The organism is uncultured Roseibium sp., assembly GCF_947499295.1.
GTDB lineage: Bacteria > Pseudomonadota > Alphaproteobacteria > Rhizobiales > Stappiaceae > Roseibium.
The window spans coordinates 158315-182054 of record NZ_CANMNP010000014.1 but is presented as its reverse complement, the minus strand read 5'-3'; the positions used below and the strand labels follow the sequence as shown (position 1 = coordinate 182054).

Annotated in this window: 27 protein-coding genes; 12 read left to right on the top strand and 15 right to left on the bottom strand. The window is 55.4% G+C overall.

What is annotated here, in order from left to right; all coding sequences use genetic code 11:
* Window positions 1–158: 158 nt before the first annotated feature.
* Genes ffh through rimM form a run of 4 tightly spaced genes read left to right on the top strand, consistent with a single transcriptional unit; the run spans window position 159 to window position 3050 of the window.
* On the top strand, window positions 159–1706 hold the full coding sequence (gene ffh, locus Q0835_RS20695) for a signal recognition particle protein (protein WP_298816737.1): 1548 nt from the start codon (window positions 159–161) through the stop codon (window positions 1704–1706).
* On the top strand, window positions 1703–2026 hold the full coding sequence (locus Q0835_RS20690) for a chorismate mutase (protein WP_298964006.1): 324 nt from the start codon (window positions 1703–1705) through the stop codon (window positions 2024–2026). The genes ffh and Q0835_RS20690 overlap by 4 nt, the downstream gene beginning before the upstream one ends.
* A 17-nt stretch (window positions 2027–2043) precedes the next feature.
* Window positions 2044–2448, top strand: a complete 405-nt coding sequence (gene rpsP / locus Q0835_RS20685; protein WP_298816741.1) for a 30S ribosomal protein S16 — start codon at window positions 2044–2046, stop codon at window positions 2446–2448.
* Window positions 2449–2495: 47 nt separating this feature from the next.
* Entirely contained in the window at window positions 2496–3050 is a 555-nt protein-coding gene (rimM, locus tag Q0835_RS20680; protein ID WP_298964005.1) for a ribosome maturation factor RimM, read from the top strand.
* On the opposite strand, the gene Q0835_RS20675 is transcribed toward rimM, so the two are convergent.
* Complete coding sequence (locus tag Q0835_RS20675) at window positions 2999–3436, bottom strand: antibiotic resistance protein VanZ (protein WP_298964004.1); 438 nt, start codon at window positions 3434–3436, stop codon at window positions 2999–3001. The genes rimM and Q0835_RS20675 overlap by 52 nt on opposite strands.
* 259 nt (window positions 3437–3695) lie before the next feature.
* On the opposite strand from Q0835_RS20675, the gene trmD reads away from it, so the two are divergent.
* The 5 genes from trmD to Q0835_RS20650 all read left to right on the top strand — a co-directional run bounded on the left by trmD (window position 3696) and on the right by Q0835_RS20650 (window position 9366).
* The gene (trmD, locus tag Q0835_RS20670; RefSeq protein WP_298964003.1) at window positions 3696–4406 is read left to right on the top strand and encodes a tRNA (guanosine(37)-N1)-methyltransferase TrmD; all 711 of its coding nucleotides are present in this window, start codon (window positions 3696–3698) and stop codon (window positions 4404–4406) included.
* A 313-nt stretch (window positions 4407–4719) separates the two neighbouring features.
* Window positions 4720–5190, top strand: a complete 471-nt coding sequence (rplS, locus tag Q0835_RS20665; RefSeq protein ID WP_298816748.1) for a 50S ribosomal protein L19 — start codon at window positions 4720–4722, stop codon at window positions 5188–5190.
* Between the two features lie 306 nt (window positions 5191–5496).
* A complete protein-coding gene (gene leuC / locus Q0835_RS20660) occupies window positions 5497–6909 on the top strand; it encodes a 3-isopropylmalate dehydratase large subunit (protein WP_298816750.1) in 1413 nt (470 codons plus the stop codon).
* A gap of 382 nt (window positions 6910–7291) precedes the next feature.
* Window positions 7292–7849: an HNH endonuclease gene (locus Q0835_RS20655; RefSeq protein WP_298816752.1), complete on the top strand. Its 558-nt coding sequence runs from the start codon at window positions 7292–7294 to the stop codon at window positions 7847–7849.
* 215 nt (window positions 7850–8064) lie between these two features.
* A complete protein-coding gene (locus Q0835_RS20650) occupies window positions 8065–9366 on the top strand; it encodes a pilus assembly protein (protein ID WP_298964002.1) in 1302 nt (433 codons plus the stop codon).
* Window positions 9367–9434: 68 nt separating this feature from the next.
* Here the strand turns inward: Q0835_RS20650 and acs are convergent, their stop codons facing one another.
* The 14 genes from acs to Q0835_RS20580 all read right to left on the bottom strand — a co-directional run bounded on the left by acs (window position 9435) and on the right by Q0835_RS20580 (window position 20215).
* Entirely contained in the window at window positions 9435–11372 is a 1938-nt protein-coding gene (gene acs / locus Q0835_RS20645; protein ID WP_298964001.1) for an acetate--CoA ligase, read from the bottom strand.
* Between the two features lie 182 nt (window positions 11373–11554).
* Entirely contained in the window at window positions 11555–11953 is a 399-nt protein-coding gene (locus Q0835_RS20640) for a DUF1761 domain-containing protein (protein ID WP_298964000.1), read from the bottom strand.
* Between the two features lie 78 nt (window positions 11954–12031).
* Window positions 12032–12736 carry a hypothetical protein gene (locus tag Q0835_RS20635; protein WP_298963999.1) on the bottom strand — a complete coding sequence of 235 codons (705 nt, stop codon included), beginning with the start codon at window positions 12734–12736 and terminating at the stop codon, window positions 12032–12034.
* Window positions 12737–12768: 32 nt separating this feature from the next.
* The gene (ureG, locus tag Q0835_RS20630; RefSeq protein ID WP_298816766.1) at window positions 12769–13386 is read right to left on the bottom strand and encodes an urease accessory protein UreG; all 618 of its coding nucleotides are present in this window, start codon (window positions 13384–13386) and stop codon (window positions 12769–12771) included.
* Complete coding sequence (locus tag Q0835_RS20625; protein ID WP_366142384.1) at window positions 13383–14165, bottom strand: urease accessory protein UreF; 783 nt, start codon at window positions 14163–14165, stop codon at window positions 13383–13385. Before Q0835_RS20625 ends, ureG begins: the two co-directional genes overlap by 4 nt.
* The gene (locus Q0835_RS20620; RefSeq protein WP_298963998.1) at window positions 14089–14592 is read right to left on the bottom strand and encodes an urease accessory protein UreE; all 504 of its coding nucleotides are present in this window, start codon (window positions 14590–14592) and stop codon (window positions 14089–14091) included. The genes Q0835_RS20625 and Q0835_RS20620 overlap by 77 nt, the downstream gene beginning before the upstream one ends.
* Window positions 14589–15194 (bottom strand): glutathione S-transferase family protein, encoded by a 606-nt coding sequence (locus Q0835_RS20615; protein WP_298963997.1) that lies wholly within the window; start codon window positions 15192–15194, stop codon window positions 14589–14591. The genes Q0835_RS20620 and Q0835_RS20615 overlap by 4 nt, the downstream gene beginning before the upstream one ends.
* Window positions 15195–15271: 77 nt before the next feature.
* Window positions 15272–16042, bottom strand: coding sequence for a hypothetical protein (locus tag Q0835_RS20610; RefSeq protein ID WP_298963996.1), 771 nt, complete (start codon window positions 16040–16042; stop codon window positions 15272–15274).
* 19 nt (window positions 16043–16061) lie between these two features.
* Window positions 16062–17774, bottom strand: a complete 1713-nt coding sequence (gene ureC, locus Q0835_RS20605; RefSeq protein WP_298963995.1) for an urease subunit alpha — start codon at window positions 17772–17774, stop codon at window positions 16062–16064.
* A gap of 34 nt (window positions 17775–17808) precedes the next feature.
* Window positions 17809–18237: a lysozyme inhibitor LprI family protein gene (locus Q0835_RS20600; protein WP_298816776.1), complete on the bottom strand. Its 429-nt coding sequence runs from the start codon at window positions 18235–18237 to the stop codon at window positions 17809–17811.
* Window positions 18234–18641: a lysozyme inhibitor LprI family protein gene (locus tag Q0835_RS20595; RefSeq protein WP_298963994.1), complete on the bottom strand. Its 408-nt coding sequence runs from the start codon at window positions 18639–18641 to the stop codon at window positions 18234–18236. Before Q0835_RS20595 ends, Q0835_RS20600 begins: the two co-directional genes overlap by 4 nt.
* A 15-nt stretch (window positions 18642–18656) precedes the next feature.
* Window positions 18657–18962 (bottom strand): urease subunit beta, encoded by a 306-nt coding sequence (locus Q0835_RS20590; protein ID WP_298816780.1) that lies wholly within the window; start codon window positions 18960–18962, stop codon window positions 18657–18659.
* A 20-nt stretch (window positions 18963–18982) separates the two neighbouring features.
* Window positions 18983–19285, bottom strand: coding sequence for an urease subunit gamma (locus Q0835_RS20585; RefSeq protein WP_298963993.1), 303 nt, complete (start codon window positions 19283–19285; stop codon window positions 18983–18985).
* A gap of 18 nt (window positions 19286–19303) precedes the next feature.
* Window positions 19304–20215 (bottom strand): urease accessory protein UreD, encoded by a 912-nt coding sequence (locus Q0835_RS20580; RefSeq protein WP_298963991.1) that lies wholly within the window; start codon window positions 20213–20215, stop codon window positions 19304–19306.
* 316 nt (window positions 20216–20531) lie between these two features.
* Here Q0835_RS20580 and Q0835_RS20575 point away from each other — a divergent pair, with 316 nt between their 5' ends.
* The 3 genes from Q0835_RS20575 (at window position 20532) to Q0835_RS20565 (ending at window position 23735) form a co-directional block, all read left to right on the top strand.
* Window positions 20532–21932, top strand: a complete 1401-nt coding sequence (locus Q0835_RS20575; protein ID WP_298963990.1) for a D-alanyl-D-alanine carboxypeptidase family protein — start codon at window positions 20532–20534, stop codon at window positions 21930–21932.
* Between the two features lie 190 nt (window positions 21933–22122).
* Window positions 22123–22416 (top strand): hypothetical protein, encoded by a 294-nt coding sequence (locus Q0835_RS20570; RefSeq protein WP_298816789.1) that lies wholly within the window; start codon window positions 22123–22125, stop codon window positions 22414–22416.
* A 119-nt stretch (window positions 22417–22535) separates the two neighbouring features.
* Entirely contained in the window at window positions 22536–23735 is a 1200-nt protein-coding gene (locus Q0835_RS20565) for a GTP-binding protein (RefSeq protein ID WP_298963989.1), read from the top strand.
* Window positions 23736–23740 lie beyond the last annotated feature (5 nt).

Below are 23740 nucleotides of genomic sequence, written 5' to 3'. Positions count from 1 at the left end.
CGCAAAGGTGTAAAGAGAGCCCGGAGGTTAACACCCGACAGCGCGTTGCGCCCTCGGGTGCTAAACTGCTTTGCATGGCTCGACCCGTTTGGATTTGCACACCGGTTGCCCATATGGATCGGGAGTTCTCCCGAAACTGGCGAGTTTAAGGACCACTGATGTTTGAAAGCCTGTCCGATCGACTAAGCGGAATTTTCGATAAGCTCACGGGTCGTGGAGCGCTGTCGGAAAACGACGTCAATGAAGCGCTGCGCGAAATACGCCGCGCGCTGATTGAAGCCGATGTCGCGTTGCCGATCGTTCGTTCCTTTACCGACAAGGTCCGCAACCGGGCTGTTGGCGCGGAAGTGGTCAAATCGGTCACGCCTGGCCAGATGGTCGTGAAGATCGTGCACGATCAGCTGATTGAGATGCTTGGCGAAGAAGGACAGCCGATCGATCTCAATGCGCCGGCGCCGGTGGCGATCATGATGGTCGGTCTGCAGGGTTCGGGCAAAACGACCACGACTGCAAAGATTGCACGACGCATGACCTTGCGCGACAAGCGCCGGGTTTTGATGGCATCGCTTGATACCCGCCGTCCGGCAGCTCAGGAGCAGCTGAAGGTTCTTGGCGAGCAGAACGAGATCGACACGTTGCCGATCATCGAAGGCCAGGGGCCCGTTGAGATCGCCAATCGGGCCATGTCGGCTGCAAAGCTTGGCGGCTATGACGTTGTCCTGCTCGATACTGCAGGCCGCATTCATATCGATGAGCCACTGATGGTCGAGATGGCGGAAGTCAAATCCGCTGCACAGCCTCACGAAATCCTGCTCGTAGCCGACTCCTTGACTGGTCAGGATGCTGTCAATCTCGCCAAGAGTTTCGACGAACGGGTCGGCATAACGGGTATTGCACTGACCCGTATGGATGGTGATGGCCGCGGCGGAGCGGCTTTGTCCATGCAGGCGGTTACGGGCAAGCCGGTCAAGTTGATCGGTACCGGCGAAAAATCCGACGCGCTTGAAGACTTTCACCCGAAACGGATTGCCGACCGTATTCTGGGCATGGGCGATATCGTCTCGCTGGTGGAAAAGGCGGCCGAGGCCATCGACGCGGAAAAAGCCGCGAAGATGGCCAAGAAGATGCAGAAGGGTCATTTCGACCTGGACGATCTTGCCGAACAGCTGCAGCAGATGGAAAAACTTGGCGGCATGTCCGGAATGATGGGCATGCTTCCCGGCGTCGGCAAAATGAAAAAGCAGATCGAAGCGGCGAACATCGACGACAAGATGTTCAAGCGGCAGGTTGCGATCATTCAATCGATGACACCGACGGAACGGCAGAAGCCGGATCTTCTAAAGGCCAGCCGCAAAAAACGTATTGCCGCGGGCTCCGGTGTTCAGGTGGCCGACGTCAACAAGCTTTTGAAGATGCACCGCCAGATGGCGGACATGATGAAGAAGATGGGCAAGGGCAAAGGCATGCTCGGTAAGCTTATGGGCGGCATGGGCGGTGGAATGCCTGATGTCGATCCGAAGCAGCTTGAGGAAATGGCCAAGTCCGGTCAGCTACCGGGTGGAATGGAACTGCCAAAGGGATTGCCCGGAGGCATGCCTGGTGGTTTGGGCGGTGCCGGACTTCCGCCCGGCATGCCGGGCCTGCCTGGTCTGGGTGGCCCAAAGCTGCCCGGATTGCCGGGAATGGGTAAGGGTAAAAAGCGATGAGCGAAGCGGAAACACAGCTCGGAGAGAGCGAAGCGCTTGGCGAATTGAAATCACTTAGAGCTTCCATCGACAACATCGATGCGGCGCTCATTCATATGCTCGCAGAGCGGTTCAAGTGCACCCAGAAAGTGGGCGTACTGAAAGCCACAAACGACCTGCCGCCGGCTGACCCGGCGCGGGAAAAAATTCAGATCGAGCGGCTGAGGCAACTGGCCGGTGACGCCAATCTCGATCCTGACTTTGCCGAGAAACTGCTGAACTTCATCGTTCGCGAAGTGATCCGGCACCATGAAGCCATTGCCGCGAAAGCCGGCAGCTAGAAACTGGAGAAAGAAAAATGGCTACGAAAATTCGTCTGGCACGCGGCGGTTCCAAGAAGCGCCCGTATTACCGTATCGTTGTCGCGGACATCCGCTCCCCGCGCGACGGCCGTTTCATTGAAAAGGTCGGTTCCTACGATCCGATGCTGCCGAAAGATTCCGAAGAGCGCGTCAATCTGAACGTCGAGCGCATTCAATACTGGCTCGATAACGGCGCAAAGCCGACAGACCGCGTACACCGTTTCCTGGATGCTGCAGGTCTTTTGAAGCGCGAAGCGCGCAACAACCCGCAAAAGGCTGAGCCGGGTGCGAAAGCGAAAGAGCGTCTGGAAGCCAAGCGTTTGGCTGAAGAAGAAGCCGCCGCAGCAGCTGCTGAACCGGCAGCCGAAGAAGCAGCGACCGAAGAAGCTGCTGCTGAATAAGCAATGATGTTTAAGCGTACCGGTCTTGCCGCTGGAGGTCTTTTGACATGACTTCGTCTGAAGATCAGAAGATCCTTCTTGCCAAGATCGGTGCAGCTCACGGCATTCGCGGGGAAGTGCGGGTCAAACCTTTTGGGGATGATCCGCTTTCCTTCACCGACTATGGCGTTCTGACCACGAAAGACGGCAAACGGTCGTTTGAGGTCAAGAATGCGCGTGTGCAAAAGACGGTCGTGATTACCAGCTTCAAAGGCGTCACCGACCGCAATCAGGCGGAAGAGTTGAACGGGGTTGAACTCTATGTCGACCGTGACCAGCTTCCGGAGACTGATGACGATGAATTCTACTATTCGGATTTAAACGGCTCGACAGTGCTGGATCAGGATGGCGAGGTTCTGGGCAAGATTGTTGCGGTACAGGATTTCGGTGCCGGCGATCTGCTTGAAATTCGTCCCAAACGCGGCCGGACGTTCTATGTGCCCTTCACGAGGGAATTCGTACCGGAAATCGACCTCGCCAATGACAGGGTCCGTGTCGACCTGCCCGAAGACTATTTTTCCGAAGGAACGCCAGAGCCTTCCGAAGGCGCGCCCGACAGGTAACGTGTCGGGACGGGTTCAAGACCCATACCACTGAAATCAAGTTCTTCCGGAGCGTCTTTGACAGCCTGCCGTGCTTCGGACCGGATGAGGGCAATCAGCGCAACAACCAGGGTTACGCCGATACCGTTGGCGAACGCGTCCGGAAGCGACATTTCGTGATGTGGCAAGAACCCTTGAACCATTTCTCCTGCCAAACCCATGGCAAAGGCAACGACCGCCGAAATCCTCAAGCGACAACAAAACAGCGCGTGGATGGAAAGGGTCAGTAACGCGAAAAAGCCGATATGGATGACCTTGTCATAAGGGTGGCCGACGCCGGTATTGAATACCAGTCCAACAAGCACGCCGAAACTGATCAGGATGACCAGCGGCAACAGACGGCTCATGGAGATGTCAAGGTAATGCCGGTCGATCCGGTCTTGTACGAAAGCCGGTAGTTTGAAACGGAAGACTGGAAACCTGACCACCTTGAGATACCTGACTGAAACGCACTTGCCACATGATGGGCCGTACCCTAATCAGTGCTTCCTCCAGGTTAAGAACCTGTAAGGGTGTGTTGACTTTTCTTGTTATGGTTAACGCATTCCTAACCGCACAGTCCCGGTCACGTAATCTGGCCGGAGTAGCACTGAAAGATAAAGCGCAATGGCGTTCAAGGCGACACTGTTGACCCTTTACCCGGACATGTTTCCGGGTCCGCTTGGACATAGTCTGTCCGGCAGAGCGCTGGAAAAAGGTTTATGGGACCTTGAGAGATGCCAGATCCGGGACTTCGCAACAGACAAACATCGGTCGGTTGACGATACGCCCGCAGGCGGCGGCGCTGGGATGGTCCTGCGTGCAGACATCTTGGCAAAAGCGATCGATGCGGCAGCGTCTTCCGAAGACCCGCGCCCGCGAATATTGATGAGCCCGCGCGGCCTCCCCTTCACGCAAGAACGCGCCCATGAGCTGGCCGCCGGGCCCGGCGCAATTATCGTCTGCGGCCGGTTTGAAGGCGTTGATCAGCGTGTGATCGATGCGCGGGGCCTCGAAGAGGTTTCGATTGGTGACTACATTCTGTCAGGCGGCGAGATAGGCGCGATCACGATGCTGGATGCGATCATCCGACTGATCCCAGGTGTCATGGGTAATATGGAAAGCGCTGATACGGAGAGTTTCGAAACCGGGCTTCTGGAGCATCCGCATTACACGCGCCCCGCGAAGTTCGAGGGACAAATTATTCCGGAGGTGCTGACGTCGGGCAACCACAGGAAAATCCATGATTGGCGCATGGCTGAAGCCGAGCGCCTCACACGCGAACGCAGACCGGATCTTTGGGATGCCTATATGGCGGACGAAGATGACGTGGATTGAGCAGCGTCGTAAATGCGCCGGTGGAGGTCGCGGCGGAGCCAAGTTTGCCCATCAGCGGCAAATCTCGGGTTAAGTAGCCTTTTTACATATTCTCTGATGACATTTTTCAAGAATTCCTGTATACGCCCGCGAAGTCGGAAGAAGCATGACCATCCTGATAGGGGGCGTGTTTCCTGAATTGCTTCTCCTGAGGCGCAAATATTCAGAAAATTCCGGCGGATAATGCACCATGGCCCAAAGTCGGTGAACCCGTTTCCGGCCTTAAAACCGGACAGCGCTCTGACCGCTTTGTAAATGAAAAGGGAAAAATGCCATGAACATCATCGAACAGCTTAATGCTGAGGAAATGGCGAAAATTGAAGAGCAGCGCAAGCTGCCGGAATTTTCGCCAGGTGATACCGTTCGCGTCAATGTGAAGGTCACCGAGGGTAACCGGACTCGTACACAGGCTTACGAAGGTGTCTGCATCGCCCGTTCCGGCGGCGGCATCAACGAGAGCTTCACGGTTCGCAAGATTTCTTACGGTGAAGGCGTGGAACGTGTCTTCCCTATTTATTCTCCGATGCTGGAAGGCGTGGAAGTTGTTCGCCGCGGTAAAGTACGTCGCGCGAAGCTTTATTATCTGCGTGACCGTCGCGGTAAGTCCGCCCGCATCACCGAAAACACCAATGTTCGCTCCAAGCGCCTCAACGAAGAGCAGCGTGCTGAAGTGGCTGCTGCAAAAGTTGCCAAGGCAGAAGCGAAAAAGGCCGAAGCTGAAGCAGCTGAAAACGCTGCGGAATAAGCCGATACGGCTTGGAAATGTTTTGGAAAGGCGGTCCCGGAGGCCGCCTTTTTTGCAACTAGGTGATGGCTGATCGTCTGGCGGTCAATCTCAGTTGAATTCAACTCAACTCGGCAATGCTTGACCTTCAGGCGGCGCTGCGCCATTCACTAAGGCAACCGGTGTTGCGCAAGGCACCAGCAAGCTTTTCATGGCTTGAGTTTACAGGACGCGACTTGAGGCTCAGCCGAGCCCGAAGAAGATTCCGGAGAAATGCGCTGCCCCACGAACTGCGCGCATTGCCGGGCAAAAAATGAGGAGAGATCCATGGCCAAGGCACGGACGCTTTACGACAAGATCTGGGACGACCATGCGGTCGATATGCAGCCGGACGGGACAGGGCTGCTTTATATTGACCGGCATCTGGTACATGAAGTGACAAGCCCGCAGGCGTTTGAGGGTTTGCGCATGCATGGCCGCAAGGTGCGGCAGCCGCAAAAGACACTGGCTGTCGTTGACCACAACGTCCCGACCACAGACCGAAGACACGGTATCGACGATCCGGAATCTGCGTTGCAGGTCGAAACGCTTGCCAAGAATGCCACAGAATTCGGCATCGAATACTATTCAGAACTGGATATGCGCCAGGGCGTTGTTCACATTGTGGGTCCCGAACAGGGCTTTACCCTGCCTGGAATGACAATCGTCTGCGGCGACAGCCACACGTCAACCCATGGCGCTTTCGGATCGCTCGCACACGGCATCGGCACGTCCGAGGTCGAGCACGTTCTGGCAACGCAGACGCTGATCCAGAAAAAAGCGAAGAACATGCTGGTCAAGGTTGAGGGGCAGATCCCCGAAGGCGTGACTGCCAAGGATATCGTTCTGGCGATTATCGGCAAGATCGGTACAGCCGGTGGTACTGGCTATGTGATCGAATATGCAGGTGAAGCCATTCGTTCGCTTTCCATGGAAGGCCGGATGACGGTTTGCAACATGTCAATTGAGGCCGGCGCCCGCGCAGGTCTGATCGCACCGGACCAGACCACGTTTGACTATATTGACGGCCGGCCGAAAGCGCCAAAGGGTGAGGCCTGGGATATGGCGCTTGCCTATTGGAAGACCCTTCATTCCGACGCTGATGCCTATTTCGACAAGGTCGTAGAGCTTGACGCGGCCAACCTGCCGCCAATCGTTTCCTGGGGGTCTTCTCCTGAAGATGTTGTGTCGGTAGAAGGTGTCGTGCCTGATCCTGCTGAAATCGATGACGAGAACCGGCGCGATTCCAAAAAGCGTGCTCTTGATTACATGGGCCTTGAACCGGGCACAAAGATCACGGACATCAAGATCGACCGGGCCTTTATTGGTTCTTGCACAAATGGGCGTATCGAAGACCTTCGGGCAGCTGCCGCTGTCATCGGGAATCACAAGGTTGCCTCTCACGTCAGTGCCATGGTTGTTCCAGGATCGGGTCTTGTGAAAGAGCAGGCTGAGGAAGAAGGTCTGGACCTTGTATTCAAGGAAGCAGGATTTGAGTGGCGCGAGCCGGGCTGCTCCATGTGTCTTGCCATGAATGCGGACAAGTTGAAGCCGGGTGAGCGCTGCGCGTCGACGTCGAACCGGAATTTCGAAGGCCGTCAGGGACACAAGGGCCGGACGCATCTGGTGTCCCCTGCCATGGCCGCCGCGGCTGCGATTGCAGGTCATTTTGTCGATATCCGGGACTGGACGACAAATTGATTCGACTGAGATAAAGCAAATCAAGGGCGCCTCCGGGCGTCCTTTTTCATTTTAAACGTAGATCTGTCACAGTGACGCAGCTGGCGTGGCTTTTGCGCAAATGATTCATAGATTTACGAAAAATCCTTTGACGGAAAACACCTTTCAACAACTGTGACCAGAATTGAAAAAGGCGGGCTTCACAAGACTGTCACCTCGGCACTACAATACTCCCGTCACATAAGGACATGTTCCGCTGTCCGATTGTCCGGACGAAGAACATTCCGGCGCGATCATCTTGGTTTCCTGCGCTGACGCAGGAATGCTGGCTGATCGGACTTTAAGAGTTGGAGCGATCTTTCCCGATCAAGGGAAAGCCGCTCTGAACGATAAGGAGCGGAGAGTGACGATAGCGGTTTCCCAGGGAGCCCATCCGGCGTTGGTACTTAATGCGGACTACCGGCCCCTGAGCTACTACCCTTTGTCCCTGTGGAGTTGGCAGGACACCGTCAAGGCTGTTTTTCTGGATCGGGTGAACATCGTTGCAGAATATGATGCGGCGGTTCGAAGTCCGAGCTTTGAATTTCGATTGCCCAGCGTTGTCTCGCTCAAGACTTTTGTAAAACCCAGCCGATATCCCGCCTTTACCCGCTTCAACGTCTTCCTCCGCGACAAATTCCAGTGTCAGTATTGCAGCTCCAAGGAAGAGCTGACATTCGACCACCTGATTCCTCGCTCAAAGGGTGGCCTGACGACCTGGGACAATGTCATTACCGCTTGCTCCCCCTGCAATTTGCGCAAATCCAACAAGTCGTGCGAACAGCTAAACATGTGGCCAATGCACATGCCGTTTCAGCCGACTATCCAGGACCTGCACAACAATGGCCGCGGATTCCCGCCCAACTATCTGCACGATAGCTGGCTCGATTTTCTGTATTGGGATACTGAACTGGAGCCGTGAGGCTTTGGGTCTGTTTGCCAGTATCGACTTTGTATTGTCTAAGATTTTTCTAATAGTGTTAACTGTTTATTCATAATTGCTACAATGACAGTTTAAGAAATTAGGTACTTTTTTGTAGTACTGTCTCTCGAAACAATGAGGCAGTCATGCGTTTTCAACTCAATAGATCTTTCGGACAACATGTTCGCCGCTTAAAAAATTCTACTGAGGGATCGGTGTTGCCGATCTTTGCGATTTGTGCGGTGTTTTTGATTGTCATCATCGGTGCATCAGTCGATATTTCACGCACGGTGAATGCGCGGGAAAAGTTGTCCTATGCACTTGACGCGGCTGCCTTGTCCGTCGCCGCCGATTTGTCCACTTCTGTAATGTCAGACGATGAGATCAAAGCCGCGCTCGAAGATTCCTTTCGAGCCAACTTGGCCGACGCGCATTTCCTGGACGAAGCGATCGACAATCTTGACTACACGGTCGATCCGGAAAATGGCCTTGTCACCGTTACGTCCAATGCGACCATCGATAACTACTTTCTGGATATGGGAAATCTGATTGACGACAGCCTTGGACCGGAATCCTTTGTGTTCGGCACAAGCTCACAGGTTACCTATTCAAAATTCGATGTTGAGTTAACGCTCGTTGTGGACGTGACAGGCTCGATGTCAGGAGAAATTGAAGACCTTAAGGATGCGGCCGAAGCCGTCGTAAACATTTTGATCCCAGACGATACCAAGGACGGGAAAGTCAAAATTTCGATTGTGCCCTATAGCGTTGGCGTCAATCTCGGGGACTACGCTGAAACGGCAACAAAAAAATTCAGCAGTCGGTGCGCAACCGAACGCACAGGTAAACAGCAATATACGGACGCTAGTTATTCCAAGACGGCAATTGGCGACGGGTCCGGCACATATCGTGCAGAGGATTGTTCGGACTCAGAAATCCTTCCCCTAACGGATGACAGGTCGAAATTGTTAAAGGCAATCGGCGATTTGGAAACGGATGGCTACACGGCTGGCCATACGGGCATTGGATGGGGTTGGTATACACTCTCTCCAAATTGGAGTGACTTGTGGCCTTCTGAGTCCGTAGGTGCAGCTTACACTGATGATGATGTCCTCAAGTTTGCGCTTATTATGACAGACGGTGATTTCAACACTCACTATGAGAAAGTCAAAATGACTTACAATGAATGTGAGGAATTGAAGAAGGATGGTGAATACACCGGTACCTGCAAAGCAAAGAAAAGCGGTAAAGAGCGGAATTATTGGCTTGAAAGGTCAGAGTGGGGTTACGACGGCGAGTCGTCGGTACGCGCAAGATCTCTTTGTGATGCAATGAGAGACGAAGAAATCGAAATGTTTGGCGTTTATTTTGGAACAAACGGAAATTCAAATGGCGCCAAAGTAATGAAGGCTTGTGCTGACACAGGCAACTACTACCAGGCTAGTTCATCGAGTGACCTGATACAGGCATTCGCAAACATCGCCAAGAAAATTCAGCAAATCTATATTTCAAGATAAACAGCTGTAAGAAACTGAAAAGCCCGCCGAAATGGCGGGCTTTTTGTGTCTGGTCTGGGCCCGTCAGATCAAGCTCGGTTTTGGCGATTGTCGATCAGGTCGTCGACCACCGTGGGATCTGCCAAAGTTGACGTGTCGCCGAGATTGTCAAAGCTGTCTTCCGCAATCTTGCGCAGGATACGGCGCATGATCTTGCCGGAGCGGGTCTTGGGCAGGCCGGGCGAGAACTGGATCAGGTCCGGCGACGCGATCGGGCCGATTTCGGCGCGCACATGCTTGACGAGTTCCTTTTTCAGTTCGTCGGTAGGCTCCTCGCCCTCCATCAAGGTGACATAGGCATAGATGCCCTGACCCTTGATATCGTGCGGGTAGCCGACCACCGCTGCTTCGGACACCATCGGGTGGGCCACGAGCGCGCTTTCGACCTCGGCCGTGCCCATCCGGTGGCCGGAAACATTGATGACGTCATCAACACGGCCCGTAATCCAGTAATAGCCGTCTTCATCCCGCCGGCATCCATCGCCTGTGAAGTATAGGCCTTTATAGGTCGCGAAATAGGTCTGTACGAAGCGGTCATGATCGCCATAAACCGTTCGCATCTGGCCAGGCCAGCTGTCCTTGATCACGAGGTTGCCTTCCGTTGCCCCCTCCAGGAACTTGCCTTCCGCGTCGACAACGGCAGGCTGCACACCGAAGAACGGACGTGTTGCGGAGCCAGGTTTCAGATCCGTCGCGCCCGGCAATGGGGTGATCAGAATGCCGCCTGTTTCCGTCTGCCACCAGGTGTCGACGATCGGACAGCGCTTTTCGCCGACGACATCATAATACCAGTTCCAGGCTTCGGGGTTGATCGGTTCGCCAACGGACCCAAGCAAACGCAGGGATTTGCGGGACGTATTGGTGACGTGCTCGTCCCCGGCGCCCATCAGCGCACGGATGGCCGTCGGTGCGGTGTAGAAGATGTTGACGTTGTGTTTGTCGCAGACTTCCCAGAACCGGCCTGGTCCGGGATAGGTCGGGACCCCTTCGAACATCAGCGTGGTGGCACCATTCGCGAGCGGTCCGTAGACGATATAGCTGTGTCCCGTGACCCAACCGACATCAGCCGTACACCAGTAGATATCGCCTTCGTGGTAGTCGAAGACGTATTCATGGGTCATGGACGCATAAACGAGGTAACCGCCTGTGGTGTGCAGCACGCCTTTCGGCTGTCCCGTTGACCCGGAGGTGTAAAGGATGAACAGCGGATCTTCAGCGTTCATTTCCACCGGTTCGCAGTGATCGGAAACTCGGGCAGCCTCTTCATGGTACCAAACGTCGCGCCCGCCCTGCATCGTGATATCACCGCCGGTGCGTCTGACAACAACAACGCTTTTGACAGGAGCTTTTTCGGCTGCTTTGTCGACATTGGCCTTGAGTGGAACTTTGCGACCGCCGCGCAGGCCTTCGTCTGCCGTAATCACACAGTCTGACTTGCAGCCTTCAATCCGCTGAGCAAGGCTGTCCGGGGAAAAACCACCGAAGACAATGGAGTGAACGGCGCCGATACGCGCACAGGCCAGCATGGCATAGGCCGCTTCCGGGATCATCGGGAGGTAGATAGTAACACGGTCACCCTTTTTGACACCCTGCCCATGCAGGACGTTGGCGAACCGGTTCACTTCCTTGTGCAGCTCCTTATAGGTGATGACCTTGGATTCGCTCGGGTCATCGCCCTCCCAGATGATTGCCGGCTGGTCGCCACGCGTTTCCAGATGCCGGTCTATGCAATTGGCTGAAACGTTCAAAGTGCCGTCTTCGAACCATTTGATCGACACGTTGTGGTAGTCATAAGACGTGTTCTTGACCTTGGTATACGGCTTGATCCAGTCGACCCGTTTGCCGTGCTCGCCCCAGAACCCGTCCGGATCGTCCACAGAGCGCTGATACATTTCCAGATATTTGGTATTGTCGACATGCGCCCGGGCGGCAACTTCCGCAGGAACGGGAAAAACTGAGTCAGACATACGAGAACCTCCCACAAACAACTGTCGGGCCGGCAGCCGGGTATCCTCATGCCCAACCGATGACCTATTTTCCGGGGCCATTATGCGTACGGCCCTCACCAAGTCCAGAACCAAGGTTTAGTGCTTTAGTCTCCGATTCCTTGGTCTAATGCGTTCAAAACATGCGAGGAATTACGTAGTCGTCAGCTCAACAGACCGAGTACGATGCCCTGAACAAGGAAGACGCCGAGCCAGTGGCCGCCGTCAATCAGAGTGAGGCTCCAGGGTTTCCCCTGAAAGCGATGATTGATGATCTGCGTGGTCATCACGATCCCGACCCAGACCATGAGGGCAGATATGATGCCCGCTCGGACGTCGGTTGAGCCGGTGTGATAGATGATGCCGGCAAAAACGAACGCCATGACGAGCTGACAAAAAAAGGTCAGTCCCAAGGTAACCGGATCCGGTTTTGTCTGTGCCTCGGTCAGGCTGGCCGCCTTCATCCACGCCTTGCCGAGCAAACCATACCAGACAGACCCGAAGATAAAGGATGCAACTGCCGCTGCTGCAACCGCAACCAGGTTAATGCCATCGAACATCATTGGCGACCCTCCCTATTTTTCACGACAGCGTGGTCGGTATTGCGGCAAAGATCAAGCTGCAGTTTTCGCTTGAAGGGGTCAGATTTTTGTCCAAACGCGCAGGCGGCCGCACTCTTCAAATCCGAGCTGACGATAGACGGGCAAAACAGTCTCATCTTGCTCGTAGGTACACACGGATTTATGGGGAAAGGGTGCCAGAAGATCGTGAAGTGCGCTGTAAAGCCAGCTTCGGCGGCAGAATATGTTCGACAATCCGATAACTTCGCGGCCTTCCAGCTTAGGTCCGGAGTTGAAAACCGCGCCGGCTCGGAACTCTCCGTCTTTCTGGATGGCTGCAAATTCGACTGCCGGGACGTCCATAAGCCTGGCAGGCAGCACTTTGTGCAATGCTTTGTTGCTGTTCCAGTTCTGGAGCCATTTTTTGAAAGCCTGCAGATGATTGATTTTCAACCAATCTGAAGATGCCGGGGGTTTTCGATTGGCATGATCAGACCGAAACAGCCATGTAGCTGAGAAAAGTTTTTGAAATCCAAGTGCCGAAAGATCAAGTGCATCGAAACTGTCCTTGACCGAGGCCCCGGACGGCAGGGCCTTCAAAACACCATAGAGCTCTGCACCCGGTTTCTTTGTAAGTGTTACGACATTCGGATAAAGCGGGAGAACCTTGTCTTCTGCAGACCAAAACCCCGTCTGAAAACGGGAGTTGGCGCCAGCGGCCTTCAGAACCGAGTCGCACCAAAGCGCATTGTTTTGTGCGCAGGTGCTTTGTCTGACGGAATCCATGAAAAACGTTGCCTTGGATTGAGGGCTGGTCCTTACGCGCTCAGGCCTCCCTTATCGATGAGAAACCTTACCACTGCGTCAACTCCGTCGCCTGCTTTCATGTTTGCAAATACAAACGGGCGCTGTTTGCGCATTTTGGCCGCATCTCGGTCCATAACGCCAAGATCAGCGCCGACATGCGGCGCCAGGTCGGTCTTGTTGATGATCAACAGATCCGAGCGGGTGATTCCCGGCCCGCCCTTGCGAGGAATTTCCTCACCTGCAGCGACGTCGATGACATAAAGCGTCAGATCTGCCAGCTCCGGCGAAAACGTAGCTGCGAGATTGTCGCCACCCGATTCGATCAGGATCAGATCGAGATCCGGGATCGACCGGTTCAGGTCGTGGACGGCAGCCAGATTGATTGAGGCATCTTCCCGGATTGCCGTGTGCGGGCACCCGCCGGTTTCCACCCCGCGAATGCGGTCGCTGGTCAGAGCCTGGCTGCGCATCAGCGCTTCGGCATCTTCGCTTGTGTAAATGTCATTGGTGATGACAGCGACTGAAAAGTCATCGCGCATGGCCTTGCAAAGGCGGTCGGTCAGCGTGGTCTTGCCAGCACCGACCGGGCCGCCGATACCCACGCGAAGAGGGCCATTTTGGGATGTCATGAACGAAACAACCTCGAATATTGGGTTTCATGGGCCATAGAGGCGATATCTGCCAGAAACGTGGAGGACCCGATGTCTTCCAGGCTCGCTGAGTTGGCCATTGCCGCGACCGCGAAAACTGTCGGCTCGAGTGATGCCAGGACGGATTGTCCGTTGCTTTGACCGAGTGGCACCGCGCGTATGGCTGCCGAGACAATATTGCCCGCAAAAGCATGAAGATACGCCACCAGAGCCGCTTCGTCAGGGATCTCGTGAGCGGCGGCGGCGAGACCAAGCGCAACCGGATAAGGCCAGCTTTGGTTTGAGTCTTCGGCCCGCTGATTGAAAAGGTCGGCGGCCGGCGACCTGCCGTCAGGGCGCCAACTCTGTCGTACGGCCACCAAGAACGCCGTACCTTGTGCGCTGGTTTCCAGATGGCGCTCCTTGGAAGGCTGCAATGCGAGAGCGAGGTCCTGCAGTTCAGTCAGAGTGCTGTCATCGCCCATCAGGGCCGCCTCATAGCTTTTCTTCAGCAGTATTGCGTCGCTACGCCCGGCACCATGGCGCAAGACATCCTCAAGCCAGCTCAATAGATCCTCTGCAGTTTTGACCGTTCCGTCTTCAATCACCTGTTCAAGACCGTGACTGTAGGTAAACGCACCGACCGGAAAGCTCGGAGAAAGGAAGGCCAGTAGGCGATAGAGCGCAGGAAGCGTAACGGCTTCAGTCATGTGCGTGTTTGTGGGCGTGATGGTGGTGCTCATGACCGGGCCCGTGATCATGGCTGTGGGTTTGCCCATGGCCGTAGGCCCCGCCTTCCGGATCAAAAGGTGCCGCAACGGGGGTCAGCTTGCCACCAAGCTTCAAAACCATGTCTTCGATCACATGATCCCGCCGGATCCTGACACGATCGTCCAGGAGTTGGGTCGGCAGGTGACGGTTGCCGAGGTGCCATGCGATCTTGACAAGATGCGCGGCGTTCGCCGCCTCAATTTCCACCAGGTCTTCGGGTTCGGCCAAGACCTCGACGAAGCGGCCATCTTCGAGTTCCAGTCCGTCACCGTGACGAAGGTGAATGGCCGTCGGCTCGTCCAGGAGCACAGTCAGTCCATGGTCGCATGTCAGAACGGCCCGACGGCGATGCCGGTCTTCTCTGTCGAGCGTTACCTGATCGGTGGCCCTGCCCTGCCAGTTTCCGTGAGGATGAATTTGGGCGATCCTGATCATTGTGCGGCGTCTACCTTTTGTTTCATAGCCTTGAAACCCGGCCGGGCCCGCAAGAGCTTGAAATAGTCGAAGACCGGCCCCTCCATCGGCAGTTCGAAATTGGCTGATATGGCCCAGCCGGAACAATGCCCAATAATGATATCGGCGATTGTGAATGTCTCACCCATGACATATGGCCCGCCGGCCAGCATCTTCTCAAAGGTTTTCAAGCCTTGCTTGAATTCGAACTTGCAGACGGGCTTGATCTGCGGCACCCGAATATCCTCAGGCAAGATGAAGGAGTTCTTTGCTGCTGTCCAAAGAGCGCCTTCCAAAACGTCGACAGCGAATTGCGTGAAACCATCCTGTCTGGCGCGCTCTAGAGAGCCTGCGGGAAATGTGAACTGTCCATGCTTGTCTGCCAGATAGGTGCAGATCGCAATTGAGTCCGTGATGGTGGCTTCGCCATCGATCAAGACCGGTACTTTGCCGCTGATATTGACTTCTCGTACAGGTTCAGACTGCGGAAGTGCCGGATCAATCTCGTATGGTTCGCCCAGCTCTTCCAGCAGCCACATGACCCGCATGGCACGGGTGCGCGGAAAACCGATGACTTTGTACATTCTTGTTTCAACTCCCGAACTCGGTGCTGTTCGCCCATCCGCTTCTTGAGGGTCGACGACAGGGCATTTGAGGCTCCTCAGAGGTCCAGCGCTCTGCCTGATATTGATCCGTCACTTGTAAAACGCTCATAGCACATGCCATCGGCTACAATTGACAAGCCTGAGGGTGGGACAGCCTTTTCAAACGCTCTTTCTGCTTCTTCTGTATAGAAGTCGAAATGAAAATTTCCGTATTTGCAAAGCGTCGCAACCGTTGAGGACCCCTTGGCGGAGACAAGAGTATAGGGTGCGGATGCATTGCAACGCGCAATCCAGAAGAGATCTCCAACGATTGCCTCAAGTCCCTGCCTGTCGACGACCAGGCCGTTCGGTGTTTCTGCGGTGAGGCCGAACCCCGCCAGTTTTTCCTGCGCAGCTTGAACAGGCGGATGATCGTTTTCCTGCGACAGTATGGATCTCCGGCAATCAGAGATGATCGCAAATTCCGACCAATCCAACTCTTTTGCCAGCAAGGAGCATGCCTTTCCAATCTGCTTTGTGAAATCCTCAAACGATGGCGCGCTTTGATCCACAATCAACGTGGTCAATGGGGATGACAAGGGAATGTCATCTTCAAAGGGGTCCTTCAGATTGGCGAGTTCCTCCTCGGCCTCACGATTGAGTTCCCGTGCTTTGCTTTCGCTCAGCACTGTCGGTTCCTCGTCATCAAGGTTGAGAAAGACCTCCTCACCGGCCTCATACGTCAGATCCTCCAGTCGGTAGGTCTCGTGCTGCCAGTTCTTCAGAGCAATCGCAAGGGTTGGATAATCTTCAAAGATCCGGGGTCGTGTCGTTGGCAGGAGTTTCATGACGAATGCCGATTTGAAACTAGAACAGGAAATACCGCTGAGCCATCGGCAGGACGTCCGCCGGCTCACAGGTGAGCAGCTCACCATCCGCGCGCACCTCGTAGGTTTCCGGATGCACCTCGACTTCCGGCGTCGCATCGTTGAGCACCATGGATTTCTTCGATATGCCACCTCTGGTGTTCTTGACCGGCAAAACCAGGCTTGAGAGCTCGGCCTTGTCCTTGACGCCAGTCTCATAGGCAGCCTGAGAGACGAAGGTTACACGGCTTTCGGTCATGGCTTTGCCGAAGGCGCCGAACATTGGCCGGTAATGAACCGGTTGAGGTGTCGGGATCGATGCGTTCGGATCGCCCATGGGGGCCGCAGCGATGGTGCCGAGTTTCAATACCATGTCAGGCTTTACGCCGAAGAACTTCGGATCCCACAAGACAAGATCGGCGAGTTTGCCGACTTCGACAGAGCCGATATGCTCATCAAGACCGTGAGCAATTGCCGGGTTGATCGTGATCTTGGACATGTAACGTTTGACCCGGAAATTGTCGTTTTCGCCGGTCTCATCTGAAAGACGCCCACGTTGTACCTTCATCTTGTGAGCTGTCTGGAGCGTGCGGATAATCACCTCGCCGACCCGTCCCATAGCCTGGCTGTCGGAAGCGATGATCGAAAACGCACCCATATCGTGAAGGATGTCTTCGGCGGCGATCGTTTCCTTTCGAATTCTGCTTTCTGCAAAGGCAACATCTTCCGGAATGGAATTGTCGAGATGGTGGCAGACCATCAACATGTCGAGATGTTCTTCCAGCGTGTTGACCGTGTAAGGCCGCGTCGGGTTGGTGGAAGAAGGCAGAACATTTGTTTCGCCGCAGACCTTTATGATGTCGGGCGCGTGGCCGCCGCCGGCACCTTCTGTATGAAAGGCGTGAATGGTCCGGTTCTTGAAGGCGGCTGTCGTGTTTTCAACAAAGCCACTTTCGTTCAAGGTGTCGGTGTGGATCATCACCTGGACGTCGTATTCATCAGCAACTGAAAGGCAGGTATCGATGGCTGCCGGAGTCGTGCCCCAGTCCTCGTGCAGTTTCAGCGCCGAGGCTCCCGCCAAAATCTGTTCCTCAAGCGCTGCCGGTAGTGACGCATTGCCTTTCCCGGCAAATGCCAGGTTCATCGGAAAGCTGTCGGCCGATTGCAGCATGCGGGTGATATGCCATGGGCCAGGTGTGCATGTTGTGGCATTTGTGCCTGTTGCCGGCCCGGTCCCGCCACCAAGCATGGTTGTTACGCCGGACATCAGCGCTTCATCAATCTGTTGCGGGCAGATGAAGTGAATATGGACGTCGAGCGCTCCGGCTGTCAGGATCCTGCCTTCACCGGCGATGGCTTCCGTGCCGGGGCCGACGACAATGTCGACACCGGGCTGTACATCCGGATTGCCGGCCTTGCCGATGCCGATGATCCGTCCGTCTTTCAGGCCGACATCCGCCTTGACAATACCCCAGTGATCAACAATCAGGACGTTTGTGATTACGGTGTCGACAGCTCCGGCACTGCGTGGCGCCTGTGATTGGCCCATGCCATCGCGAATGACCTTGCCACCACCGAATTTCACCTCTTCGCCATAGGTAGTGAAGTCTTTTTCGACCTCGATCACCAGATCCGTGTCGGCAAGGCGAAGCCTGTCGCCGGTAGTAGGTCCGAACATGTCCGCATATGCGGCGCGGGGCATCTTGTAAGCCATAATGTCTCCAATCAGCGATCAGAAATCGTTTCGTTTAATTGCCGTAGTCATCGAGTGTTGCAGTCAGATCTTCCGTGCGTGTCATCGTGAGAACGATCTTGCAGTTCCGGTAGAGTTCCTGCCCGCGCGTCCCGCCCATAAACGGAAAGGCGTAAGCCTTGCAGTCCTTGTCGGAATAGTCCGACCATGCCGCCTGTGCTTCCTCCAGCGCTGCCGGGCTGCCTTTCAGATGTTCCGGGAGTGCGTCATCCATTTCGACCACTTTCGCGTGGAGTTTGACGTATGCAGATGCCATTTTTGCCTCTGCATCTTTCAACGCCTTGTCCGCGCAATAAGTTCGCTCGCTGTTGTTAAGCGGATACCCGCAATCGATGGTTTCTTGCGCCTGTGCAGCAGGAGCGTTGATCGAGGACACGCAAACGATGCCGAGTATCAGGAAGATGAAGCGCGAATTACGGGTCAATTGCCCAGTCCTCCCGTCAACTCTTCAAGCTCCTTGGTGCGTTGCGCGGTCAGCTTTGCGCGGCAGCCATATACCAGCATTGGTTCCATGGTCCCGCCTCTTGCCTGAAATCCGTAGGCCTCGCACGCGTTGTCCCGGTACGGGATCCAAGCACGCTGGGCCTTGCGAAGCGCTTCGACCGCACCTTTCTGTCCCTCGGGCAGAAACCCATCGGTTTCGCGCATTTTCGCCATCGCTGCTTTGTAGGCCGGGTTCAGTTCCGCATCTGCCTTTTGCCAATCCAAATTGGCGCAAGAGGTCATTTCCATCTGGGTCATGGCATTGTTGCAATCGACCTTTTCTTCGGTCAGCGCGGGTGAGACAAACACCGCCGAGAGGATCAATCCACATAACAACCGAAACATGCTTGTCTCCTGGCGCTAAAGCTCGCCCATGACCTTCTGATTGAAGCCGTAAACGGTCCTTGCACCCCGGTAGGCAACCAGCGTGACCGTCCTTGTCTGACCCGGCTCAAAGCGCACAGCTGTGCCGGCCGGAATATCGAGGCGCATACCACGTGCCTTTTCGCGATCGAATGAAAGGCCTTCATTCGTTTCGAAGAAATGATAGTGGCTGCCAACCTGAACAGGGCGGTCGCCAGTATTGGCAACGTCCAGTGTTGCGGTCTCCAGACCGGCATTGAGTTCTATCTCGCCCTCGGCGGGAAAAAGTTCTCCGGGGATCATGTCTTTGTCCTCAAGTCAGGTCAGCGGATCGGTTCGTGAACGGTGACCAGTTTGGTGCCGTCGGGAAAGGTGGCTTCCACCTGGACATCATGGATCATCTCGGGGATGCCTTCCATGACCTGCTCGCGGGTCAGTACCGTGGCCCCTGCCGCCATCAGGTCGGCAACAGAGCGGCCATCCCGCGCCCCTTCAACGACGAAATCGGTGATGAGCGCTATCGCTTCCGGATGGTTCAGTTTCACGCCACGCTCCAGACGGCGGCGCGCGACCATGGCTGCCATGGAGATCAGCAACTTGTCTTTTTCGCGGGGCGTCAGGTTCATGAAGAAGGCTCCTTATTGTCAACAATGCCAGACCCGCGGCAGCGATGCCGAGCGGTATCCGGTCAAAAAACTCATCAGTGCGGTGCGAAGGTCCTGTCCGTCTGCAGCCGTCAACCGTGCGATCAGCTGGCCGTTCCATGCGCTGGCGGCCGCCCGGACGCGGTCCGCTGGCAGGGCATCAAGTAAAGACCTTGCAAGGCTCAGGCGGTCTTCTGCTTGTGGTGAACAGTCCAAAAGGGTCGCAACACAGAGATTGCCAGAAGCCGTTGCCGGTCCGGACAGAAAATCATACGGATCACCTTCCAGGCGCACCTCATCGGCGAAAACCAGTCTTCCACCCCGCCGAATGCGCCAGCTGTCCCTGAAGAACACGGACCTGACCTTTTCGCCCATGGCCTTGCGCCCGAGAATGACCGATTCAAGCATGAGCAAACTTGCCTCTTCCGCCAGCTCGGCTTCGATCGTGCGGCTCAGGTTCGATGCGTCAAAGAGGATTGTTTCCTGCGGCAGCCATTCGAGTGTTGCACGTGCACCGACTTGAAACTTCGCGGCTACTTTTGCCGTACCCGTCTGGCTGCGGTAGGCGCGTTCGGCCGCCTGACTGGTCACAATCGCGTGTGCGCCGTCATCAAGAGCGAATTCAAGAGACAGCCGATCCCCTCCGGTCAAGCCGCCGGCGGTGTTGATGAGGACAGCTGTTGTCGGTTCATCATAGACTTTTGGCAATCTGATCTTCGCGGAGCCGCTTTGATAGAGGTCGGCGAGGCGGGTCGAGCCGCCAGAAACGCGGAAACCGGCGCGCGCACGGCCATTCACGCGCTGCATTGCGCGCGTGGACGCAGCCGATTGTGATGCTATGCCAGCATCATACATGAAGTTGCGTGCCTCCCAGGCTTCCCGGTTTATTGTTGTCCGACGTCCGATCGCCACCTTGTTCCCAGCTTCCTCCGGGAAGCAATAGGCAAGATGCCCTTGGTAATCTTAGCAAGACCCGGGCCAAAGTTGTTGGGCTCTTGCCGTGATGGACTGCGAAGGGCAAACGCCCAATTGTTTCAAAGGTTAGGGCGATTTTGCAGAGGGAGATGCCTAAAAAAACGGCAACTGACAAAAGTTTTGGCGCGGGACGGTGGCAAGGAAGGGGTTGCCCTAACGGACATGTTCCGGTTTTTTAGAGTTCAACAGTCGTTAGGCTATGTACCTTAGACTGAGATTGCAGTTTGTGCGTTTCCCTGTTTTACAGGATGACATGCGAGGGATTCCCGTGATTGCAAGCCTGGCCGGCCGCCTGACATCCGCGGTCGTAACGTTTGCCGTATTGTTTTTCTGCCTGGTTCCCGGCGATGCCAAGGCCGACATCGGTGCGTTCATTCTCGTCGATGCGAAATCGGGTGCGGTGGTCGACCAGAAAAACGCGACGCGCAAGTGGTACCCAGCTTCCCTGACGAAAATGATGACGGCGTATGTGACCTTCAAGGCGATCCGCGAAGGCCGTGCGACGCTGAACTCCGCGGTGGTCCAGTCGAAGAATTCTCTTTCTGAGCCTCCCAGCAAGATGGGTTTCAAGGTTGGAACGCGTTTCACCGTTGATACCGCGCTCAAGATTATTCTTATCAAGTCGGCAAACGATGTTGCCGTTGCGCTGGGCGAGGCAATTTCGGGTTCGGAAGCCGCCTTTATTGCGGCCATGAATGCCGAAGCCAGGCGTCTTGGCATGACCAACACCCGTTTCACCAATCCTCACGGTCTGCCGGACAACGGACAGGTGACAACAGCGCGGGACATGGCCATTCTGGCAATGGCGCTTCGAAGGGACTTCCCGGAATCGCGGGATTTCTACAAATATCCTGGTATTCGCTTCGGCAAGAAGACGCTCCGTTCGGCCAATCGGGAGTTTCTGCTGCGAGTTCCCGGAGCAAACGGCATGAAGACTGGCTACATCTGCAATTCGGGTTACAACGTTGCTGCAAGCGTCTCCCGAAAGGGCCGGACACTGATTGCAATCATTCTGGGGGCTGGTTCCGGCCTTGAGCGGACAGCATTCGCCCGGCAGCTTTTCGACAATGGATTTCGCAAACGGGGTGGCCAGAATGTCAGCAGCCTGACCGGGTCTTCCGGAAATCCGCCTGCAAACGGGTATTGCCGGCGAAACAAGAGCCCGGGCCCGAACGGATATATGGCCCGCTTCGACATGCAGAGCGAAAAGCGGGGTGGTTTCCTTTTCTTCAAGGCAGACAAGACCAAAGAAAAAAACGTCGATGCGAGCGGTTACACCAAATCGAACGGCAAGCCTGACTGGGCAAAGATCCTTGATCGAACCCTTGGTCCGCGTCGTCTTGCTTACAAACCTCTGCAAGTAAGCCTGGGCAATCCGAGCGGACAACCAGCGGCAGGTGCAACAACATCGGCGCTTGAGGTCTTGGCGCCTGCGGAGGACGTTCCAACGCCTGTCGCCAATCCGATGCGCCGTGCCGAAATGCAAATCCGTGCAAAGTTGCAGCAGACTGCGGAAGCAAGTGCCGTGGGCGCAATCCCGCAAACAGAGCAAGTCGCCGGTGGCGATTCATCTCCAGCCGCACCAGGGTCAATCTTTCGGAAAGGCCTTGATTTTTCGGTTCCAGTACCGGCTCCCAGCCCGCGCAGGCAATAGCTGCTTGGCCAGTCGTAGAACTAAGCCTTTGTGAAGAAATACGGAAAACCCGGTTAACCCTTTATTTACGCTACTCCTTAACAGTGTAGTAAGCATTCTCTTGGGCCGGTGTATTCCTGCTCGAGGGAGGCCATGACACGTCAGGTCATCCGGGCATAGAACATGCCGAAACAAAGAAGCGAGTGATCGCATGATGATTGAACCGAGATCCACCGCCACAATCAAGGCGCTTGCCAGCCTCGCTGAACTTTCCGCCAACCAGTTGGAAGAAGGTGTTTCGGTTGAGGAAGTCATCGCAACCTTACGCAAGGCGGCGGAAGCGGTGCGGACTGTTGTCGATGCGGATGAGCAAGATCATGCGGAGTTCGATGACGAGGATCTCGTTCAGGACCTGACCCCAATGGATCTCTCAGCAGGTGATGACATCGCGGACAAGGAAGCCGAAGCGGCTGAAACCGAGGAACCGGTCCTGAACGCCGGCTAAACCTGGCCGCGTGGAGGCAAACGTCCAAACACCTTTGACCTACTCCTGAAAAGAATGCTAGCGGTGCCGCATGAACTGCGGCCTGCCTGGCAGTTGCACGATCAGGAGATTTCGACCTCATGACTTCTGCCAAAGAAGCAATAGACCGACCTGTTCAAAGAGGGCCCAAGCCCCCTATTCCGCTTTCTGTCCTGACCGGCTTCCTGGGTTCGGGAAAGACCACCTTGCTGAACCGGATTTTAAACGATCCGGCCATGGCCGATACTGCGGTTATCATCAATGAATTTGGCGAGATCGGTCTCGATCACCTGTTTGTCGACCAGGCTGGAGAGGGAATTGTCGAACTTTCGTCCGGCTGCCTGTGCTGCACGATCCGAGGCGATCTGGTTTCAACACTGGAGAACCTGCTGCGTCATCTCGACAATGGCCGTACGGAGCGCCTGCGCCGAGTGGTGATCGAAACCACGGGTCTTGCCGATCCCGCGCCGATCCTGCACACCGTGATGCTTCATCCCTATCTGGTCATGCGTTATCGGTTGGACAGCGTCATCACGCTCATTGACGCTGTGAACGGGCTGTCGACCCTTGAAAACCACGAAGAAGCCCGAAAACAGGCCGCTGTCGCGGACCGCCTGGTCTTTACAAAGACAGACATGATCGAATCGGAGGCGGAACGGGCGGAATTCGGAAAGCTTTTACAGCAAATCGAAATGCTGAACCCTGGCGCCAAGCGCCTGGATACACAATCAGGCGACGCGACACCGGGCACTTTGTTCAATGCAGGCCTTTACGACCCGGACAGCAAGATACCGGATGTGGCGGCCTGGTTGAATGCGGAAGCATACGAAGGCACTGGGCATCACCACCATCATCACGACCATGCGCATCATGACCATAGCCACGGCCGTGACCATGCACATGATGTAAACCGGCACAGCGAATCCATCCGTGCATTTACGTTGGCAACCGACCGGCCTGTACCGGCCTCAGCTCTTGAAATGTTTCTGGATTTACTGCGGTCTGCTCATGGACCGAAGCTCCTGCGCGTCAAAGGCATCGTCCAGCTAGCGGAAGATCACGGAAGACCGGTTGTTATCCATGGTGTTCAGCATGTCTTTCACCCGCCGGCAACGCTCGAAGCCTGGCCGGATGAAGACCATAGAACCCGAATGGTCTTTATTACCAAAGACCTGCCCGAGGGTTTCGTGCGCAAGATGTTCGAGGCTTTTTCAGGTGCGCTGCTTCCGGATACCCCCGATCACCAGGCTTTGAGCGATAACCCGCTTTCAGTGTCAGGCTTCACAAGCCCCATCCGGTGATTGGT

Coding starts and splice junctions, on each gene's coding strand:
- trmD (WP_298964003.1), top strand. CDS start 3,696: ATGGCGTTCAAGGCGACACTGTTGACCCTTTACCCGGACATGTTTCCG.
- Q0835_RS20620 (WP_298963998.1), bottom strand. CDS start 14,592: ATGATCAGGATCGCCCAAATTCATCCTCACGGAAACTGGCAGGGCAGG.
- Q0835_RS20610 (WP_298963996.1), bottom strand. CDS start 16,042: ATGAAACTCCTGCCAACGACACGACCCCGGATCTTTGAAGATTATCCA.
- rplS (WP_298816748.1), top strand. CDS start 4,720: ATGAACATCATCGAACAGCTTAATGCTGAGGAAATGGCGAAAATTGAA.
- Q0835_RS20575 (WP_298963990.1), top strand. CDS start 20,532: ATGCGAGGGATTCCCGTGATTGCAAGCCTGGCCGGCCGCCTGACATCC.
- Q0835_RS20570 (WP_298816789.1), top strand. CDS start 22,123: ATGATGATTGAACCGAGATCCACCGCCACAATCAAGGCGCTTGCCAGC.
- Q0835_RS20690 (WP_298964006.1), top strand. CDS start 1,703: ATGAGCGAAGCGGAAACACAGCTCGGAGAGAGCGAAGCGCTTGGCGAA.
- Q0835_RS20565 (WP_298963989.1), top strand. CDS start 22,536: ATGACTTCTGCCAAAGAAGCAATAGACCGACCTGTTCAAAGAGGGCCC.
- Q0835_RS20640 (WP_298964000.1), bottom strand. CDS start 11,953: ATGATGTTCGATGGCATTAACCTGGTTGCGGTTGCAGCAGCGGCAGTT.
- Q0835_RS20585 (WP_298963993.1), bottom strand. CDS start 19,285: ATGAACCTGACGCCCCGCGAAAAAGACAAGTTGCTGATCTCCATGGCA.
- ffh (WP_298816737.1), top strand. CDS start 159: ATGTTTGAAAGCCTGTCCGATCGACTAAGCGGAATTTTCGATAAGCTC.
- acs (WP_298964001.1), bottom strand. CDS start 11,372: ATGTCTGACTCAGTTTTTCCCGTTCCTGCGGAAGTTGCCGCCCGGGCG.
- Q0835_RS20590 (WP_298816780.1), bottom strand. CDS start 18,962: ATGATCCCCGGAGAACTTTTTCCCGCCGAGGGCGAGATAGAACTCAAT.
- Q0835_RS20625 (WP_366142384.1), bottom strand. CDS start 14,165: ATGGGCAAACCCACAGCCATGATCACGGGCCCGGTCATGAGCACCACC.
- Q0835_RS20615 (WP_298963997.1), bottom strand. CDS start 15,194: ATGTACAAAGTCATCGGTTTTCCGCGCACCCGTGCCATGCGGGTCATG.
- rpsP (WP_298816741.1), top strand. CDS start 2,044: ATGGCTACGAAAATTCGTCTGGCACGCGGCGGTTCCAAGAAGCGCCCG.
- Q0835_RS20635 (WP_298963999.1), bottom strand. CDS start 12,736: ATGGATTCCGTCAGACAAAGCACCTGCGCACAAAACAATGCGCTTTGG.
- ureG (WP_298816766.1), bottom strand. CDS start 13,386: ATGACATCCCAAAATGGCCCTCTTCGCGTGGGTATCGGCGGCCCGGTC.
- leuC (WP_298816750.1), top strand. CDS start 5,497: ATGGCCAAGGCACGGACGCTTTACGACAAGATCTGGGACGACCATGCG.
- Q0835_RS20675 (WP_298964004.1), bottom strand. CDS start 3,436: ATGAGCCGTCTGTTGCCGCTGGTCATCCTGATCAGTTTCGGCGTGCTT.
- rimM (WP_298964005.1), top strand. CDS start 2,496: ATGACTTCGTCTGAAGATCAGAAGATCCTTCTTGCCAAGATCGGTGCA.
- Q0835_RS20595 (WP_298963994.1), bottom strand. CDS start 18,641: ATGTTTCGGTTGTTATGTGGATTGATCCTCTCGGCGGTGTTTGTCTCA.
- ureC (WP_298963995.1), bottom strand. CDS start 17,774: ATGGCTTACAAGATGCCCCGCGCCGCATATGCGGACATGTTCGGACCT.